This is a genomic window from Treponema sp. OMZ 798 (genome assembly GCF_024181385.1).
Taxonomy (GTDB): domain Bacteria; phylum Spirochaetota; class Spirochaetia; order Treponematales; family Treponemataceae; genus Treponema_B.
Map to the genome: position 1 here is coordinate 2,305,485 of NZ_CP051305.1, position 18,124 is coordinate 2,323,608.

The following is an 18,124-nucleotide window of genomic DNA, read 5'->3' on the forward strand; positions in this document are numbered from 1 at the left end:
CCGATATTTGTTCTTCGGCACATAAATTACAAGAAGATGCAACTATTAGGAATTTCCGAATAGTCAAACTGAAGGGGATAGGACTGCAGCCCGCTCTGTAAAATACTACGGGCTGCAAATGATTATTGCCGTCGGCTTCTTGGAAAACACCATCAGCGGGTAACTGAAAATTATGGAAGATTATAATAAAGAGTTTAAAATCGACATTCCTAAAAAACATAGTGCACTTAAAGCCGAAATCGTTTCTTTTTTAAACAGCACTGATGGAGAAATTTATCTGGGTGTCGATGACAGCGGAACTATACATTATGATCTCATAAACGAAAAAAAGAAAAAATGGGAAGAAGTTCTTTCAAATTGGATTGTAAATGCTTTTACGCCTGATGTAACGAGCTTGATTTATATTTATCCAAACGAAGCTCCCTTTAGAATCAAAATTTTTAAGGGAAAAGAGAGGCCTTACTTTTATAAAGACGGAGAAGGTTTTAATACAAAGTGTGTATATGTCAGAGTCGGCAGCACAAAAAGGCTTGCAAGCTTTGATGAAATACAAAGAATGATAAGGCAGCATAGTCAAAATGATTACGAGCGCTTGTTATGTCATCGGGATGATTTGACCTTTAATTATATAGAAAATAGATTTAAAGAAAAAAGCGTTCCCTTCGACAAATATGCTCTATCCCTCATGGATAAGGATGGTAAATACAATAATGCCGCCCTCTTATTGAGCGACCAAAATCCCGCTATCAGTAAGTTTGCCGTTTTTCAGGGTACTACGGTTAATGTCTTTTTGGATAAAAAAGAATTTACAGGTTCTATCTTAAAGCAATTAGATGAGGTGCTATATTTTGCAAATTTATCGAACCGCAAAAAAATAACCATTACCGGAAACCCTGAGCGGGATGAGTATTCGGATATTCCGGAAAGAGCTCTCAGAGAAGCTATCGTAAACTGCTATTGCCATAGGGACTGGACCTTGAGCGGAGATATAAAAATAGAATTTTACGATGACAGAGTGCAAATTTTTTCTCCCGGCAGCTTGCCGGACGGATTGACCCTGGAAAACATAAAAATGGGCATGGTTGCTAAAAGGAATAAAATTATAGTGGATACTCTGGATAAGGCTGATGTCATCGAAAATTATGCTTCAGGAGTACGCAGAATATTTGAAGATTATGCCGGCTTTAAAAAACAGCCCGAATATTATATTTCCGATAACGGGGTAATTGTTACCTTGTTTAACCGAAACTATGATGTCCAAAATGACGGTGAAAATGATGTTCAAAATGATGTCCAAAAACTGAGCCCGGAACAAAGAAAAGAAAAAATCATGGAACTGATAAAATCAAATAACAAAATTACAATTGATATGATGAGTTATATGATTAATGTATCAAAACCCACCATTGAGAGGGATATAGCTAAATTAAAGAAAGATAACAAAATTGAATACGTCGGCAGTGCCAAGGACGGATACTGGATTGTAAAAAAACAATGAGTACAGGACAGGTTGTCCACTTACATAATGGAGGACGGTCTACCTACATAATGGTGGACGGTTCACCTGCATAGGGATAGACCGTCTATCTGGGGATAGACATACTACCTACATAATGATAAACTGTCTATCTTACATTGCATATAACGGTTAAAAATAGATAAAAAATAAAACTTTAAGGAGATTTTATGAAAGAAGATTTTATTTTGAAAGTGATAGAACAATTTGAAAAAGGTGATACGGTTTTCTTGCAGATAAGGCAGGACGACAGCGAGCTTGTATTAAAAAAAGAAGGAGCCTTTCCTAAAAAAGAGGTTTCCGTTCAAGGCGGAGCACAGGCTGCCTATCCCATGCCTTTGGCTATGCCGGCAGCTTTCCAAGCAGGTTTTCAGGGCGTGCCTCAGACCGCTCCTTCGGGAGTTCAAGGGGCAGCACCTCAACCGGCAAGCCCTGTTGCAGAAGCTCCGGCCCAAGCGGCCACGGCATCTTCATCGGCCGATCTAATCGAGGTAAAAAGCCCCATCGTCGGAACCTTTTACAGGGCTCCGTCTCCCGATTCTCCGCCCTATGTCGAAAAAGGCGGCACGGTAAAAAAAGGTCAGCCCCTTTGCGTGCTTGAGGCTATGAAGATGATGAACACCCTAGAATGCGAACATGACGGAGTTATCGAAGAAATCTTGGTTTCAAACGGAGAGCTTGTCGAATTCGATCAGGTCTTGTTTAAGATAAAGGCTAAGTAGGAAGGTTCCTATGATTAAAAAAATACTTATCGCCAACAGGGGTGAGATAGCCGTAAGGGTAATCCGCTCCTGCCGCGAAATGGGAATAAAAACCGTCGCCGTTTACTCCACGGCGGACAAGGACTGCCTCCATGTTCTTTTGGCTGATGAGGCTGTCTGCATAGGCCCGCCCCCGTCGGCTAAAAGCTACCTCAACAAGGAAGCCCTTATCACGGCAGCCCTCTGCACTTCCTGCGAGGCCGTTCATCCGGGAGTAGGCTTTTTATCCGAAAACGCAGGTTTCGCCCGCGAAGTAGAAAACGCAGGCCTTTTTTGGATAGGCCCTAAACCCGACACAATCGAAATGCTGGGCGACAAGGTACGGGCCCGCGAAACCGCCGTAAAAAGCGGCCTTCCCGTAACCCCCGGCTCGGACGGAGCCGTAAAAGAATTGGAAGAAGCCAAAAAAACTGCCGAAAAATGCGGTTATCCCGTCATCATCAAGGCGGCTTCAGGCGGCGGCGGAAAGGGAATGCGCATCGTTTATAAGGAATCGGAGTTGCCTGAAAACCTAAAAATCGCTTCCGCGGAAGCCGAGGCCAACTTTGCAGACGGCACGGTTTATATCGAAAAATACCTCGTAGACCCGCGCCATGTCGAACTTCAAATCGTAGGCAACGGAAAGGGAGCCGTTTCCGTCTTAGGCGAAAGAGACTGCTCTGTTCAAAAAAATCATCAAAAGCTGATAGAAGAAAGCCCCTCCCCTGCCGTAAGCGAGGAAATGCGCGAAGCCATGTGTAAGGGGGCTGTCAGCCTCTTTTCTTCCCTTAAATACCGCGGGGCGGGAACAATCGAGTTTCTCGTATCGGGCAACAATTTCTACTTTATGGAAGTAAACGCCCGAATTCAGGTCGAGCACCCCGTTTCGGAGATGATTACAGGCACCGATATAATTGCAGAACAAATCCGCGTTTGTACGGGCGAGAACATGAAGTTTGCCCAAGGCATCCTGCCTACAAAGGGCTGGGCTATCGAGGCCAGAATAAACGCCCGCTCTCCCGGCCTTATCAAAAACTTGATGATTCCCGGCGGAAACGGTGTACGCTTTGACAGCTTTTTATATCAAGGTTACTCGGTAGTTCCGTTTTATGATTCGATGACGGCTAAGCTCATCGTTCACGGAGCCGACAGGGCTAATGCAATTCAAAAACTGCTTTGCGCCCTCGACGAGCTTAAAATCGAAGGCATCACCTGCAATATCGAAGAGCAAAAGATTATACTTAACTCAAAAAAGTTCAAATCCGGTGTTTTTGGTACCGGGCTCTATGAAGAGCTTTTTGGAAGTAAATAAGGAGTATTGAAAAATATGGATTGTCCTAGTTGTAAAGTATCATATGATGAAGAGGTTTTTACAGATAACCTGATGGTCTGCCCTCACTGTAATTGCCATTTACGCATAGAGCCGAGGCAGAGGATTACCTATCTGACAGATGAAAATTCCTTTCAAGAGCTGTATGCAAACTTAAAAACCTGTAACCCCATCGAAATGGAGGGGTATGAAGCAAAGATTTCGGCCGCCGAAGAAAAGGCAGCCTTAAACGAGGCTGTAATTACGGGCTCATGCAAGATTAAGGGGCGGGATGCCCTCCTGGCCCTTATGTCCTTTCACTTTATGGGAGGCTCGATGGGCTCGGTTGTAGGGGAGAAGATTTCGAGGCTCATGTTAAAGGGAGCTGCAGAAAGGATCCCCGTAATTATCTATGCAACCTCAGGAGGAGCCCGAATGCAGGAGGGGCTTTTTTCGCTTATGCAGATGGCCAAGACCTCAAGTGCAGCCGCCGAGTTGGATGAAAAGGGTGTTCCTCTTTTTATAATGCTCTGCGACCCGACCACGGGAGGCGTTACGGCGAGTTTTGCAATGCTCGGCGACATAACGGCAGCAGAGCCGGGAGCCCTCATCGGCTTTGCAGGCCCAAGAGTTATCGAAGGCACCATCCGCCAGCAGCTCCCCGAAGGCTTTCAGCGCGCCGAATTTCAGATGGAAAAGGGCTTTGTGGACTGCATAGTACCGCGTCAAGAACAAAGGCAGTTTTTTGCCCGTATGATTGATGCCCACAGCCTCGGACTAAAAGAAGCCCCTAAGAAGAAAAAGGCCTAAAGTTTTTATGGGAAATGGAGAAAATGTATGAGCAATACGGATCAAACTAATTTATTAAATAACTTAAAAGATATAGCCCAAAAGGCGGGGCTTGATATAAGCGAGGAGCTTGCAAAGATAAATGCTAAACTTGAAAGTTCCACAACCCTTGCAAAAACATGGGAAAGGGTTGAGCTTGCCCGCCACAGCGACAGGCCCAGAACCTTGGACTACATCAATTTGATTTTCGATAATTTTACCGAGCTTCACGGCGACCGCTTTTTCGGCGATGACCCTGCCATGATAGGCGGAATAGGCTTTATCGACGGAATGCCGGTTACAGTAATCGGCACCCAAAAGGGAAGAAACTTGCGCGAAACCATCGACAGGAACGGAGGTATGGCAAACCCCGAAGGCTACCGCAAAGCAATGCGCCTTGCAAAACAGGCCGAAAAGTTCAAAAGACCGATTATAACCTTTATCGACACTCAGGGAGCCTACCCCGGCCTCGGAGCCGAAGAAAGAGGAATCGGAGAAGCCATTGCCTTTAACTTGAGGGAATTCAGCCGCCTAAAAACCCCGGTTATCTGCATAATCATCGGCGAAGGAGGCTCAGGCGGAGCCCTCGGTATAGGAGTCGGCGACAAGATTTACATGCTTGAAAACGCCATCTTCTCGGTTATATCCCCTGAAGGCTGTGCCTCAATCCTATTGAGGGATTCAAGCAGGGCAAAGGATGCCGCCGCCATGCTCAAAATTACCAGCCAAGAGGTTCTCGACTTAAAGGTAATAAACGGCATCATCCCCGAACCCGAAAAAGGAGCCCACACCGATCCGAAACAAACTGCAGAGGCAATCAAGCAGCAAATCCTAAAGGATTTAGCCGACCTTACAAAACGCGACCCCGCCGTTTTGGTAAAATACCGAAGCAAAAAAATAAGAAGCATAGGAAAGTATTCGGAGTAAACTCTTATAGTTCATTTTTAAAATTTTATTAAAAAACCCGTATCGGATTTTATATTCCAATACGGGTTTTATTGTAAATAAGCCTGCTTATAAATTCAGCATATTTACTTATTAAAATAACTTACTTAATCGCCTTTTCAATCATTTCGATGTTTTCATCATTCGAAATAATCTCGAGAGCCTTCATTATGTCATCATAAAGAATACGGTCTTCGGTAACCTTGGAGATATGCTTTCGGATAAGCTTCATCATTTCTCCGGTTCCCTTGCCGTATTTTTTTACTCCCCTTAAATCGCAGGCCTGAGCGGCTGTAAGCCATTCAATAGCAAGAACGTGGCGTACGTTTTTAACGATTTCTGTAATCTTTCGGGCTGCGGTTGTTCCCATACTTACATGGTCTTCCTTGTTTCCCGATGAGGTAATGGAGTCAACACTGGCAGGATGAGCCAATACCTTGTTTTCGGAAACGAGGGAGGCCGCCGTATACTGCGGAATCATAAAGCCTGAATTTACTCCGCCGTTTTCTATTAAGAAGGCAGGCAGTCCTCCGTTTAACTGCGGGTTTACAAGGCGTTCTGTTCTTCTTTCGCTTATGTTTGCAAGTTCGCTTACGGCGATTCCTAAGAAGTCCATGGTAATGGCGATGGGCTGACCGTGGAAGTTTCCGCCTGAGATAACGTCTTTGTTATCGGGGAAGACTAAGGGATTATCGGTTACGGAATTGATTTCTATTTCAAGAACCTTGCGGACATAGGCGATAGCATCGGCACTTGCACCGTGAACCTGAGGAACGCACCTAAGCGTATAGGGGTCTTGAACATCGTTTTCCCTTGTGTTGATGGAAGAGCTGCCTTTTAGCATTTTGAGGATAAAGGCTGCCGTATCCATCTGTCCCTTGTGGGGGCGGGTTTTATGGATTCTGGGGTCGAGGGCGGCTGTAATGCCTCTAAAGGCTTCAAATACCAAGGAAGCACCCATGTTTGCAGCCTTTAAAAGCTGTTCTGCATCATGCAAGGCTAAGGCTCCGATACCGGACATTACGGGAGTACCGTTAATAATACCAAGACCGTCTTTTCCTGAAAGCACAACAGGCTTTAAGCCGGCTTTTGCAAGTGCATCTTTTCCGGCCATCAGCTTACCTTCGTAATAAGCCCTTCCCTCTCCTATCATTACAAGGGCGATATGGGCAAGGTTTGCCAAGTCGCCGCTTGCACCTAAAGAACCTTTTTCGGGTACATAGGGTATTACACCCTTATTGAGCATATCGACTAGGATATCCGGCACTGAAGGAGTTACACCGGAAAAACCGCTTGCATGGGTGTTAAGCCTTAAAAGCATTATAGCACGTACTATGTCTTCGGGGAAGGGATTGCCTACACCGCAGGCATGACTTAAAATTAAGTTCCTCTGCAGGGCACCGTTTTGATCCTTGGTAATCGTTACGGTGGATAATTCTCCAAAACCGGTCGAAATGCCGTAGGTAGGCTTACCGCTTTTTACAATGTCGTCTACAATTTTCTTTGAATCCTTGATTCTTTTTTTTGCATCTGCAGATAGCTTTACTTCCGCTCCATGTCGGGCAACAGCTACAACATCTTCTATTGTCAAACTGCTGCCTGTTACTGTTACAGGTTTTACCTTCATTTTTTGCTCCTTATATTTTTATTTTAAATAAATATCATTTTAAAAGTTTAAATTCTGCAATTACAGGATGATGATCCGAAACTTCAAAATTTAAATCAAGGGTTTTGACTCCGATAATTTCAACATTGGGTGAGCATATAAAACCGTCAATGATAGTTGTATAGTTTTCTCCCTTAACGTAAGGCTGCTCCAGAAGTCTAACAGTCGGTACCGAGCTGTCAAAGCCCCATTTCCATTCCTTACCGATAAAATCGGCAGGAGAATATTCTATCCATTCAAGAAATTTTTCGTGTGTAGTATAAGGCATAAAACGATTTTTTTCTACACCCGGAAAAAGGGAGTTCCAATCGCCGCCTGCAATTACCCAATGCCCCTCATTATAAAATTTTAAAGCGAGGTTTTGTAAAAATTCCATTTCCTGCTTTCTTAGAACTCCGGCCGCATCATAGGCCGAAAGATGCAAGTTTATTATATAAAGATTTTTATTGGGAACATCCGTTTTAATTTCAGAAAACAAAAGGCAGCGCTTTAAGTTGACGGTTTTTAAGGGCCATGAAAATGAACCCGGAAGCTGAAGCCTCTCCGCTTTTTCTATTCCATACTCACTTAAGGTAAAGACGCCGCTTTTGACCCTTCCCAATGGATTTGAAACTGGAACCGGCACAATGAGGGCATCATAGTTTAGAGCAAGAGCTGAATCATAATCGGTAAAAAAATCGGATAGGGCTTTTTTTTGGTTTACATAAAAGCTTCGCTTTGATTTTAAGTCAATTTCTTGGATTAGATTAAAGCTGCAATCTTCTTCTTTTATTATGTTCTTTACCTTTTCAAGGTTTTGCAAAACCGCATCCTTGCTTCGGGCCGTCACATTTTTTCCGCCGTCATAAAAAAAATCGTTTTGAGCATCAAGGCCGCAATAACCTATGTTCCAGTCTAAAATCCGGAAGGTTTCATCAGTCTGTAAAATCGATCTTTTTGCATTCTTGTTTATATCGGCTTTTTCAAGCGGGTTAGGACGATACTCTGATATTGTAACAAAAAGAAAAAAAGCTGCCGTAAAAAAAAGGAGAGTTCCTATAACTGCTAATGGAACAAAAACAAATAATTTTCGTGAGCTCATATTAATTTCACCTCACTGATAATTTATGAACTGTAAAATTATATATTAAAAATGAGTTTTATGCAATGGCAGCCTCAATAAAGAAAAAACTCGTTTTTTCGGAACAACAACCTTGAATTATTGAAAAATATTGTGTATAATATGGGGATGACTATTTACACGGATTTACTGCACCTGTTGCGGATGTTTTCTTTGCGTAGAGACAGCGCTCAAGTGACCTTACAACCTTTTCAAGATTATCTCCACCGCTATGCACGGCATTTTTTGCAGCAAAAACCGGAGTTGGCTGTTCATCTTGAAATTTCTCTCGAAACTCTTTTAAGTGAGCTAAAAAAAATACAGGATGAAGGGGACATCGAAATAACAACAGACAAGTCCAATACAACCATCATCTTTGTTCCATATTTCCATGTAGATAATATATCCCGGCAATATGCAAATCTTGAGCAGCATCCCGACATTCCTTTTCCTCTTTTATCGGATCTGCCTAAGAATTTTCCGGGGAAACTTTTAAAGGCAATAAGCGTCTCAGATGATATAGCAGAGTTAAAACCCGAATCAAAGGAAAATTCTTTTTTATATGCCCTAAACTACAACGGAGATATTCCGGCCCTCATCTTTCCCGGCTCTTACAAAACAGAAAAACTTTTAAGTTTAGCCCTAGATAAGATTAAGCTTTTCTTATCGAAGGATGAAAGCAGGGATTATATGCAAAAGAGGCTCATGGTGGCCAATCCCGGTAAAGAATTTACGGTTAAAACCTTTATTGCAAAAACTATGGCACATAGTGTTAATAGTTTTCAAAATGTTAAAGAATCGGGAGACAACTATATCTTGTGGGGCCAATTATGCGCCTTTATAAAACAGGAATTTGCCAAAAAGAATGAAAAGCTGCCTGACGAGATAGCCTTATTGCAGGCTGCCGGCATTCTGGAGTATTTAAATAATTACTACAGAAACAGGGCTCAAAAAGACATTCAAACGGACACGGCTTTAAAAAATCTCCTTCTGGCTTTTCAAAAATCGCCTTATTATTTTACAATGAAGCAGATAACCCAATTTACCGATTCCAGAGGAGTTCCCCTGCTTGGGCAATACTCTGAAGAAACCTTACAGAATTTTATGAAGGAAAAAACAGGCTCCTCAGAAAAATATATAATTCCGGATATTCTTACCTTTACAAACTCTGCAAATGATAGATTCTATCTGCTTACCGAAAAGGTCGTTCCTCTTTTAATATCCCTCATCAATGAAGCAAGAAAACCGGTCAGGGAGCTATGTATAAAAAGATGGCATGAGATGTTAATGAATTTTGAGCAAGATGACTCAATGAAAAACGACACGGCTTTCAATGAATTATTAAAAGAAATAACCGCTCATTCGGCACCGAATCTATACGGACTTTTAAATGCTTCGTTTATTTTATCGATTATTGCAGATCCCCGCTTAAATGAAATTCAAGCTATGGAAATAAACCGAATTTTTCCGGCAGGTAAACCTGCATCATATAACGAAATTTTAATGCTTAATCGATACGAGATTTTAAGCGATACAAAGATTCTTCTTCCATTCTGGTATACGATTCCTATAATTTCTGCAATAATTGCATTTTTTAAACGCAAGAAAAAGGTAGCTCAGCCTGTACAGCCTGAAAAAAAAGAAACTACCTATAAAAAGCCTAAGCAAAAATTAAAGGATGCTGCAGAAAAAATAAGTACCGAATTTATTCCTGAAGGAATGACAATTGATCAAGCCCTCGAAAAAACTTTAGATGAATGGAATCATACTTTGGGACATCCTGCACGCGAGAATCTGACAGAGGACGTAAATGCATTAATTAGAGATTATTTACGGGGAATAAATAGAACCCTTTCCTTTTCCAGCTTTACCGCCGACAGAGTCAGAGGACTGGCTAAAACTCTGCTGGAGTCTCCGGGGCTTTTAAAAATAAAGGAAAGAAAGGCCTTGCAAGATTATATAGAGCTCTATATCATAAAATTAGTATCGCAGTATTCTTAATTTATGTTGAGTTTTATAACTACAACCAACACCATTTTTTTAAGCATCCTCCTTCAAGCCTTTCCTTTTATGCTTTTGGGAATAGTTATATCTTCAATCCTGCATGTTTTTATTTCGGATAATTTTATCGTCAAAGTTTTTCCGAGCAGGCACGGCCTTGGATTTTTGACTGCCTTATTCGGCGGCCTTGTTTTTCCGGTATGTGAGTGTGCAGCGGTGCCTGTTCTTTCCGGGCTTGTAAAAAAGGGAGTTGCCATGCCTATTGCGGTAACCTTTATGCTTGCGGCCCCTATTTTAAATCCTATTTCGATAATGGCTACCTTATATGCCTTTCCTGAATATCCGATGGCTGCGATATATAGGGTAATCTTTGGGATAGTAACAGCCGCCTCCATCGGAATCTTACTTTTGTTCTATCCTAAAAACGAATATTTGAAGGAAGACATAGAGCATGATTGTTCTTGCAGCTGCGGGGACTCTTGCTGTGCATCTAAAAATTCCGGGCAAAACTCTTTTATTGAAAACCTCAAGGAAATGTTTTTACACAGCGGAACTGAATTTTTTAATGTCGGGCCTTATTTGATATTGGGAGCCTTATTTACATCTCTAATACGAGCCGGAGTACCGAGTAATTTTTTTATAAAGTTTAATGAATCCCATTCTTTGAGCGGAATATTAATTATGATGCTTTTTGCATTTGTTTTTTCTGCATGTTCAACATCGGATGCCTTTATTGCCCGCAGCTTTTATGGCAGTTTTTCACTCTTTTCGATTATGGGTTTTCTTGTATACGGACCTATGATGGATATAAAAAATATCTTCATGCTTTTATCTATTTTTAAAAAACGGTTTGTAATAGAGTTGATGATAATCATAACTGTTATGAATATCATTTTTATAAGTGCAATGGGTTTTATATTTTTATAAATAAAAATTAATAGGCAGGATATGAAAAAAATACTTTTAAATATTTTTCTTGAAAAAATTATACGCTCATTATTATTGTTGGCAGCTTCTATTATTTTTATCTATGCGGTCGCATCAAAAAAAGCCCTCTTGTATGTTCATGTCCGCCACACAGGTATAATTATCTTTTCTGCTATTGTATTTTTTATTATAGGCATTCTTACAATGCGTGATGCTTTTTATTTTCCATATCACACTCATTCAAAAAGGGAATCTCCCTTGTACCTAATAATTTTTTTACTGCCAATTTTGTTTGCTCTCCTTATTCCGTACAAGGTCTTAACTTCAGACTCTCTTGCATTTAACGGAGATATTTTTTCATTTCAAAAGCAAAAAGAAGACACAGGCCCTAATTTCAATTTTAGACCAAGCAGGCTTTTGGAATTGGAAGACGGCTTTGTAGTTATGGATAATGAAACTTTCGGACGCTGGCTGCCTGAACTTTATTTAAATTTGGACTCATGGGTAAATAAGAAGATAAAAATTGAAGGTGCCGTTTGGAAAAATCCGGAAGTTTTAAGTAAAAACGAATTCGCAATAGGAAGGATGTTAATGGTTTGCTGTGCAGCCGATATGCAGCCGGCAGGTCTGGTAGCTCAATGGCTTAAGGCCGATGAGCTAAAAGAAGACGATTGGGTCTGCGTTACAGGAACAATTTCTAAAACAGAATATGAAGGCAGCTTTGAGCCATTAATCATAGTCGATAATATAGAATTTATTCCGCGCCCTGCCTTAGAATATGTCTATCCTTTTTAGATAAGAGTTTTAATCGGCAGCTTTATTTATGACTCTTTAGACCAGTCCGTTTCTTTATCCATTTTTACTAGAACCGATTTTGTAATTTCTGCAATAGATTCTTTTGCATTAACCTTTCTGTTTTTAAAAATACATCTATGGGCAAGAACATAAGGAGCGATTGTTTCAATATCGGTATCTTCAATCCAGTTTCGGCCGTTAGAGAGAGCAACAGTTTTTGCAAGATGCAAAAACTGTAAAGAGGCTCTTGGAGAAGCGCCTAACTCAATATCGGAATGTTCCCGTGTTTTATTGCAAATATCTATTATAGCTTTTTGTAAGGCCTTGTGACAATAAACTTTTTCTTGCTCTTCACGGGAAGCCGCTATATCGCCTGTAGTTATAATGGGATAAAGTTTTGAAAGAGCCGACACGCCGGGATTACCTTGGAGTATTTCGAGAGCAGACTCATCATCAGGATAACCTACCGAAACGGAAAGCATAAAGCGGTCAAGCTGAGCCGGAGGCAAGGGATAGGTTCCAACCGTTTCCACAGGGTTTTGAGTGGCAGCAGTAAAAAAAACATCAGATAGTCTGTAAGTTTGCCTTCCGACAGTAACCTGCTTTTCTTCCATAACTTCAAGAAGGGCGGCTTGTACCTTAGGAGGAGTTCTATTTAATTCGTCAGCCAAAAAAATATCACAAAAAACGGGACCCTTTATAAATTCAAAACTTTGAGTTTGTGCATTAAAAACATCAACACCGGTAATATCATATGGAAGTAAGTCCGGCGTACATTGAATCCTTTTAAAATCGGCAGGATTTCCATAATCCTTTTTTATTAATTTAGCCAAGGCTTTTACCATTGTTGTTTTTCCGACGCCGGGAACATCATCTATAAGAACATGGCCTCCGGTCAAAAATGCAGCAACAAAAAGGCGGATAATCTCATCCTTTCCTTTTACTACTAAGCCTATATTTCTTATAAGCTCATCTATTATATCTTTTGTATTCATATCAAACAGTATAACCGAAAATATAATTTTGTCTATATCAAAAGGTTCTATAAATTAAAAGTAAAAATATCCTTTACAAAAATATTAACGCAGTTTTTAAAATTGGTTTTATCCAAGTTTTCAATCGTAAAATTTTTACTGTAAAGAGTATACCCGTTTTTATCTGCTAACTTAAAAAAAAGAGTTTTGCCGGAGTATGTCAACCTAAGGGAGAATTTAGAATCGCCATCTTCCATAAAACGAGATGATAATATCAATTTTTTCATTTTTTTTGCTGTAATTTTTGTGTTTTCAGTTTTATCTATATCCGCAGTTATTTTTACAGGTAATTTTATATCATATTCTAAAAAGCCGGCAGGATTTAAATCAAAAAGGGATTCCAAATAAAGATAATAAAGTTGTGAAGAGTTTTTTTTCGCGATTTTACTTCCTTGGGCATACAGATCTGCAAGACTATGTTTTTCCCATTCCGAATCCATTTTTGAAATACCTTCATTTAGCAGCTTTAAATCTTCCTCAAGGATTCCCCTGTCGGCAAGATAGATGCCGGCACTTTGCGGAATAAACATGGTTTCTATAGATTCAGCCTTTCTAAGATATTTTAAAGCTTTTTTCCCCTTGCCTTTAAATGCATGATAATAGTAAGTATTTGTATAAAGAGTATTTGTATTGCTGATTAAATCTCCTGTATTGTTTTTCTTATATTCTTTTGCAACCTTTAAAGAATACAATCTAAAAACGGCATCATAATATGTATATTTTAGTTTATAGTTTATCTTATTGTTAAAATTTTTTATCCAATCTAAAAAACCTAATGTTAATCTGGTTTTTTCAAAATTATATTTGCGTATGTATAATGATTTTTTTATGTCATACAGATTGCTTTTAAATTCGTTTACACTCAAACCGTAATTTGAAATCCATGCTTCACTGATATTTTGCAGTTCATTTAAAATATATTGTTCGGCTTTTTCAATATGACCTGTTTTCAAAAATAGATTTATAATGCTTAAAGCCGAAAGAGGCGTTTCATCATCAGCATACGCCGAAAGATATGCAGAAAGGGCCTGCGAAAAATTATTTCTTCTTTCTTCAAGTTCTCCCAGCATCATATAACCAGATGTACGCTCTTCCATATTTAAAGCAGCCTTTGCATCCTCTATTGCATTATCAAACCGATAAAATTGACTTTCTAAAATAGCCTTATTATAATAGTAAACTGATCCCGAATATGTTCTGCTGCCTTGTTCTGCTCCCCTTATTGCCTTTGTATAAAACTCTTTGGATTTCTCATAATCAAACATTTCATTGTATAAAGTTCCTAAAGAGTTATAAACCGATAAGTCTTCTCCATACCGCTTTATGTTATCCAATAAAAAATTTATTCCTTCCTCCGGCCTGTGGCACTTATAACATAACCAGCCGTAATTGGAAGCAGCAAAACGGTCATAAGGGATAAGGCGTAAATAATTTTTAATATAGATCAAGGCTTCTTCATATTTATTTAGCAAAGATGCACAACTTGAAAGATAAAATAAGATACTGCTGTTTTCAGGATTAATTTCTAAGCCTTTTTTTAAGGCCTTATATGCAGGATTATATAATTCTTTATTATGATAAATTTCCCCCAACTTTAAAAACAAACTATCGTTTTGAGGATATTTTTTTATTCCATCTTGCAAAAGAGATAAGGCCCGCTCCCAATTCTCAGCTTCCACTGCCTTTTCGGCCTCAATAACAATGGTTTCTGCGTTTTCTGCAACGACAAAACACGATACAAGACAAAAAGCAAGTAAGAGAATTATTTTTTTTGTTTTGTTTTTTAAAATATTTTTGGCAGTATTTGCATCTTCTATTGTACATTCCGGTGCAAATTTCGCCTTTTGAATAAGCGCATTCATTTCTTTTGTGTCCTCATCGCTCCGTGTCTTTTTCTTAAATAGCTTACCTGCCGTGAGCACGACTCTTCTATTATTCCCTGAAAATTTTAATACAAGATGAGGACGCGCCTTGTAAGCTGCAAGTATCATAATCAAAAAAATAATTATAATAAATCTGAATAAGGATATGTTCTCTTTAAAAAATTGTTTTATATAAGTACTTATGTTTGAAATATCATCTTCCTTTTCGGTGATTTCCGTAATTTTTATTTCACTGCGTTTTTCGAGGATTTCACTTAAAAGAGAATTAAATTCCTCTCCTCCCGCATTCATTCCAAAGTTAATATTTTCTCCTTCGGCAAGCTGAGAAGTTGTAGGATCAAAGCTGACCCATCCGATAAAAGGAAAGAAAACCTCAACCCATGCATGGGCCATGTTTGCCCGTACAGGATAATAATTCATAACTTCAGATTCGGGCTGAACAAAAAATCCTACCGCCACTCTGGCAGGTATTCCTATGCTTCTAAGCATGAGAGCATAAGAAAAGGCAAAGTAAGTACAATATCCTTTTTTTGTTTCAGTCAAAAAATATTTTAGCTGATTACCGTCATGAGCCTTGCCCGGTTTTAGAGAATACCTGAAATCTCCATCCGTAAAATAAAATTGAAGCGCTAAAACTTTATCCAAATAATCTGGAATATCTCCGGTTATTTCTTCAGCTGTTTGATGCACAAGTTTAAAACTTTCTTCATCAATTTTAGTATAAAAATCCAAATCCTCTTTCGACATTCCCTCATCTTCATCCCCTGACGGAAATGCCTCTCCATAAAGATCAGATGCAAAATCAAATATTGCATCGCTAAAGACCTTGTACCCTCCGTTAAATTTTGAACTGTCCCAAATCTCATAAGGAATTACCTGTGTCGGATAATCCATAGCAATAAAGGAAGATGGTGATAGGTTCACAAAAAAATATTCTTGCGCAACTTTTTCACGCATAGAAAAGGCTCTATGCAAAATATCTTTTTGCCCCTTAGGCAGAGAGGTAATTTGAGCCTTTTCGGATGGAGCTTTTTTTTCATAAAAACCTTTTGCAGAATCCCAGCCTGAAAGATACATTCGCCTTAACATGTTGTGAGAAAAATCATTATCAAAATGAGCGACTAAAATAAGGTCACCACTCATTTTAATTTCAGATTGCAATTTTAAATAATCGGAAAAATCAAATCTAAAAAGAGTGGGCTGCAATAAACCTCCATGATTAACCGATGCAGATTCATTATAGTTTTTTAATACAAAGGTCATTATAAAGGCAAAAAACGGTAAAAAAAGCAAAAAAAATGCAAATTGTTTTTTTTCAAAATTAAAAGATAAAAAAATGCGAATCATTTCGATTGCAGAAAAACTAAGTGAAAACAAAACTGCATATATCGGATGGTCAAAAACCGACATTGAAAAATTTCCCTGCCCAAAAAAGAACAAAGCAAATACACTAAATAGAATTATAGGTTCATAACGTCTATATTTTTCTTTTTGACAAAATAAAATAGTCGATACCGAAATAAAAAAAGATTGAATTATCAAAAAAGGAAGAATAACACCCAGCCTTAAATATAGGATATCAAAAGGCTCGGCTGAAATAATTTTTAATAAAAATAAAATAAAAATAAAAAAAATACTAATACTTAATAACAACAAAATAATAGAAGCCGATATCTTTATCCGTTTTTTTTGAAGTTGATAGCACAAATAAATTACAATAACAGCCCAAACAGGAAGAACGAATGAAGGTAAAATTTCAAACAAGTATAATGACGGAATAATACTTAGCATTACCAGCGAGAATATACGTAAAAGAAAATTAAGCTTATATCGAGTAAGCATAAAATCCTCCGCTCTTTAATTCATTTTTTAGAATTTCAATCTTTTCGTTCATTTCTTTTGATAAGCGGTTATATTTTTTTTGGGAAGAGGTATAAAACAAAAAAGAAAACAAACGGTTCTTAGGTACGGTAATTATACTTTCAAGCCCGGTATAAAAAGCACATTCATTTTTATGATCCGAAAAAATTCCAAAAAGTCTTTCTAAAATTTTCTTGCTTGATTGTACAGGCATAAAAAAATAGAGCAAACAAGTTTTTTTGTTTTCTTCATCAATAAAAAAATTCTTTTTTAGTTTAGGCTGAGCTTTATTCATTTTTTTTAGAATCCTAATTTGAGGAATTGAAAAAATTCTTTTTATCGATTCTTCCGCATCTATATCACCCGGATAAACTGTTTCGGTTTCATAAGAGTTTTTTTCGCCATCATAAAAACGGATATTAAAACTTATTCCTTTTTGGTGTAAATAAAAAGCTATCGACGTACTCAAATTAATAAATTCATCGAATCTATTTTTATAAAATACAATATCTTTATTTACAATCGGACTTTCAACATATAGCGTAAAAAAAATTCTCGGCGGCGGAACAAAATCTCCCTGCTTTACATTAAGTTCTTGAGTGTGCGCATACAGCTTCCAGTTAATTTTTCTTATATCATCGCCGGGAAAATACGGGCGCGAATCATAAAGCTCATCAGTCCGTCTCAGATTTATGGTATGAGCCGATGTCTCATTTAGAATTTCGGGAAGTGCAAAGCTTTTTACTTCGGTCATCATCGGATAAATAAAAAGTTGAGGTATGGATTTTTCATTTTTTAAAAGCCGGAATGAAAAAAATCCTGCAAGATCGGAAATTTCGATATACTCCTTTTCCAAAAAAAATCTGCCTCGTTCTTCCTTCGGAAGGGGGAAATGGGCAGCAGTTCTCTTAAGCTTAATATTAAATTTCAATCTTCTGCCTTTTTTATTGTTTAAATCGGATGAAAACTCAAAACCGTAAAATACAAAAACGCCGGGCAAAACAATCGGAAAAAGTTTTTTTCCCTTTCGTTCCTCTAAGGGTAAAATAGAAATAGTTTCATTTTTTAATTCTACTAATGAATCCGCTTTTTGCCATAATAAAACGGAAAGACTAATAAGAATTAAGGAAAGCACAAAATAAAGGCATAAGCAAACACCACAAACAATTGCAAATAATTCGCCTCGAACACCGGCTGCCGTCAGCAAGAGAATTGAAAACACAATATAAATAGCTCCGGAAACCGTCAACCTAAAAACCTTCATCCGAAATATACTATCACTTTTTATAGAAATAATCAATAAAACAAAAAAAAGCCAGGCAGCATCCTACTTTCCCACTTGATCAGCAGTATCATCGGCGTAAGAGAGCTTGACTTCCGTGTTCGGGATGGGAACGGGTATTACCTCTCCACTATGGCCACCTGGCAATAATAAACAAAATAAGGACTTAAAACATTAATAGTTTTAAGTGTACTAAAGATGAGAACGAAGAAGAAAATCATATCTCATTAATGAAAAAA

Annotated in this window: 13 protein-coding genes and 1 rRNA gene; 8 read left to right on the forward strand and 6 right to left on the reverse strand. The window is 38.6% G+C overall.

The genetic code is table 11. The features are described from left to right. Positions 1-172 precede the first annotated feature (172 nt). The 5 genes from E4O07_RS10650 to E4O07_RS10670 all read left to right on the forward strand — a co-directional run bounded on the left by E4O07_RS10650 (position 173) and on the right by E4O07_RS10670 (position 5,320). Positions 173-1,498, forward strand: coding sequence for an ATP-binding protein (locus E4O07_RS10650; RefSeq protein WP_253685619.1), 1,326 nt, complete (start codon positions 173-175; stop codon positions 1,496-1,498). Positions 1,499-1,686: 188 nt separating this feature from the next. Then, positions 1,687-2,238, forward strand: coding sequence for an acetyl-CoA carboxylase biotin carboxyl carrier protein (gene accB / locus E4O07_RS10655; protein ID WP_253685621.1), 552 nt, complete (start codon positions 1,687-1,689; stop codon positions 2,236-2,238). A gap of 10 nt (positions 2,239-2,248) precedes the next feature. After that, on the forward strand, positions 2,249-3,568 hold the full coding sequence (locus E4O07_RS10660) for an acetyl-CoA carboxylase biotin carboxylase subunit (protein WP_253685623.1): 1,320 nt from the start codon (positions 2,249-2,251) through the stop codon (positions 3,566-3,568). Positions 3,569-3,583: 15 nt separating this feature from the next. Continuing rightward, positions 3,584-4,375, forward strand: a complete 792-nt coding sequence (gene accD, locus E4O07_RS10665; RefSeq protein WP_253685625.1) for an acetyl-CoA carboxylase, carboxyltransferase subunit beta — start codon at positions 3,584-3,586, stop codon at positions 4,373-4,375. A gap of 27 nt (positions 4,376-4,402) precedes the next feature. Continuing rightward, positions 4,403-5,320, forward strand: a complete 918-nt coding sequence (locus E4O07_RS10670) for an acetyl-CoA carboxylase carboxyltransferase subunit alpha (RefSeq protein ID WP_253685627.1) — start codon at positions 4,403-4,405, stop codon at positions 5,318-5,320. A gap of 121 nt (positions 5,321-5,441) precedes the next feature. On the opposite strand, the gene hutH is transcribed toward E4O07_RS10670, so the two are convergent. Further along, positions 5,442-6,965: a histidine ammonia-lyase gene (gene hutH / locus E4O07_RS10675; RefSeq protein ID WP_253685629.1), complete on the reverse strand. Its 1,524-nt coding sequence runs from the start codon at positions 6,963-6,965 to the stop codon at positions 5,442-5,444. Between the two features lie 34 nt (positions 6,966-6,999). After that, positions 7,000-8,085 (reverse strand): endonuclease/exonuclease/phosphatase family protein, encoded by a 1,086-nt coding sequence (locus tag E4O07_RS10680; RefSeq protein ID WP_253685631.1) that lies wholly within the window; start codon positions 8,083-8,085, stop codon positions 7,000-7,002. A gap of 141 nt (positions 8,086-8,226) precedes the next feature. Between E4O07_RS10680 and E4O07_RS10685 the strand changes: the two genes are divergently transcribed. Genes E4O07_RS10685 through E4O07_RS10695 form a run of 3 tightly spaced genes read left to right on the forward strand, consistent with a single transcriptional unit; the run spans position 8,227 to position 11,826 of the window. Then, positions 8,227-10,104: a hypothetical protein gene (locus tag E4O07_RS10685; protein WP_371921924.1), complete on the forward strand. Its 1,878-nt coding sequence runs from the start codon at positions 8,227-8,229 to the stop codon at positions 10,102-10,104. Between the two features lie 3 nt (positions 10,105-10,107). Then, a complete protein-coding gene (locus tag E4O07_RS10690) occupies positions 10,108-11,031 on the forward strand; it encodes a permease (RefSeq protein ID WP_253685635.1) in 924 nt (307 codons plus the stop codon). A 21-nt stretch (positions 11,032-11,052) separates the two neighbouring features. Further along, entirely contained in the window at positions 11,053-11,826 is a 774-nt protein-coding gene (locus E4O07_RS10695) for a TIGR03943 family putative permease subunit (RefSeq protein ID WP_253685637.1), read from the forward strand. Positions 11,827-11,852: 26 nt separating this feature from the next. On the opposite strand, the gene E4O07_RS10700 is transcribed toward E4O07_RS10695, so the two are convergent. The 4 genes from E4O07_RS10700 to rrf all read right to left on the reverse strand — a co-directional run bounded on the left by E4O07_RS10700 (position 11,853) and on the right by rrf (position 18,029). Further along, a complete protein-coding gene (locus tag E4O07_RS10700) occupies positions 11,853-12,821 on the reverse strand; it encodes an AAA family ATPase (protein ID WP_253685639.1) in 969 nt (322 codons plus the stop codon). A 47-nt stretch (positions 12,822-12,868) separates the two neighbouring features. Continuing rightward, a complete protein-coding gene (locus E4O07_RS10705) occupies positions 12,869-16,585 on the reverse strand; it encodes a transglutaminase domain-containing protein (RefSeq protein ID WP_253685640.1) in 3,717 nt (1,238 codons plus the stop codon). After that, positions 16,569-17,867 (reverse strand): DUF58 domain-containing protein, encoded by a 1,299-nt coding sequence (locus tag E4O07_RS10710; protein ID WP_253685642.1) that lies wholly within the window; start codon positions 17,865-17,867, stop codon positions 16,569-16,571. The genes E4O07_RS10705 and E4O07_RS10710 overlap by 17 nt, the downstream gene beginning before the upstream one ends. Before the next feature lie 50 nt (positions 17,868-17,917). Further along, positions 17,918-18,029: ribosomal RNA gene (gene rrf / locus E4O07_RS10715) — 5S ribosomal RNA — on the reverse strand. Positions 18,030-18,124 lie beyond the last annotated feature (95 nt).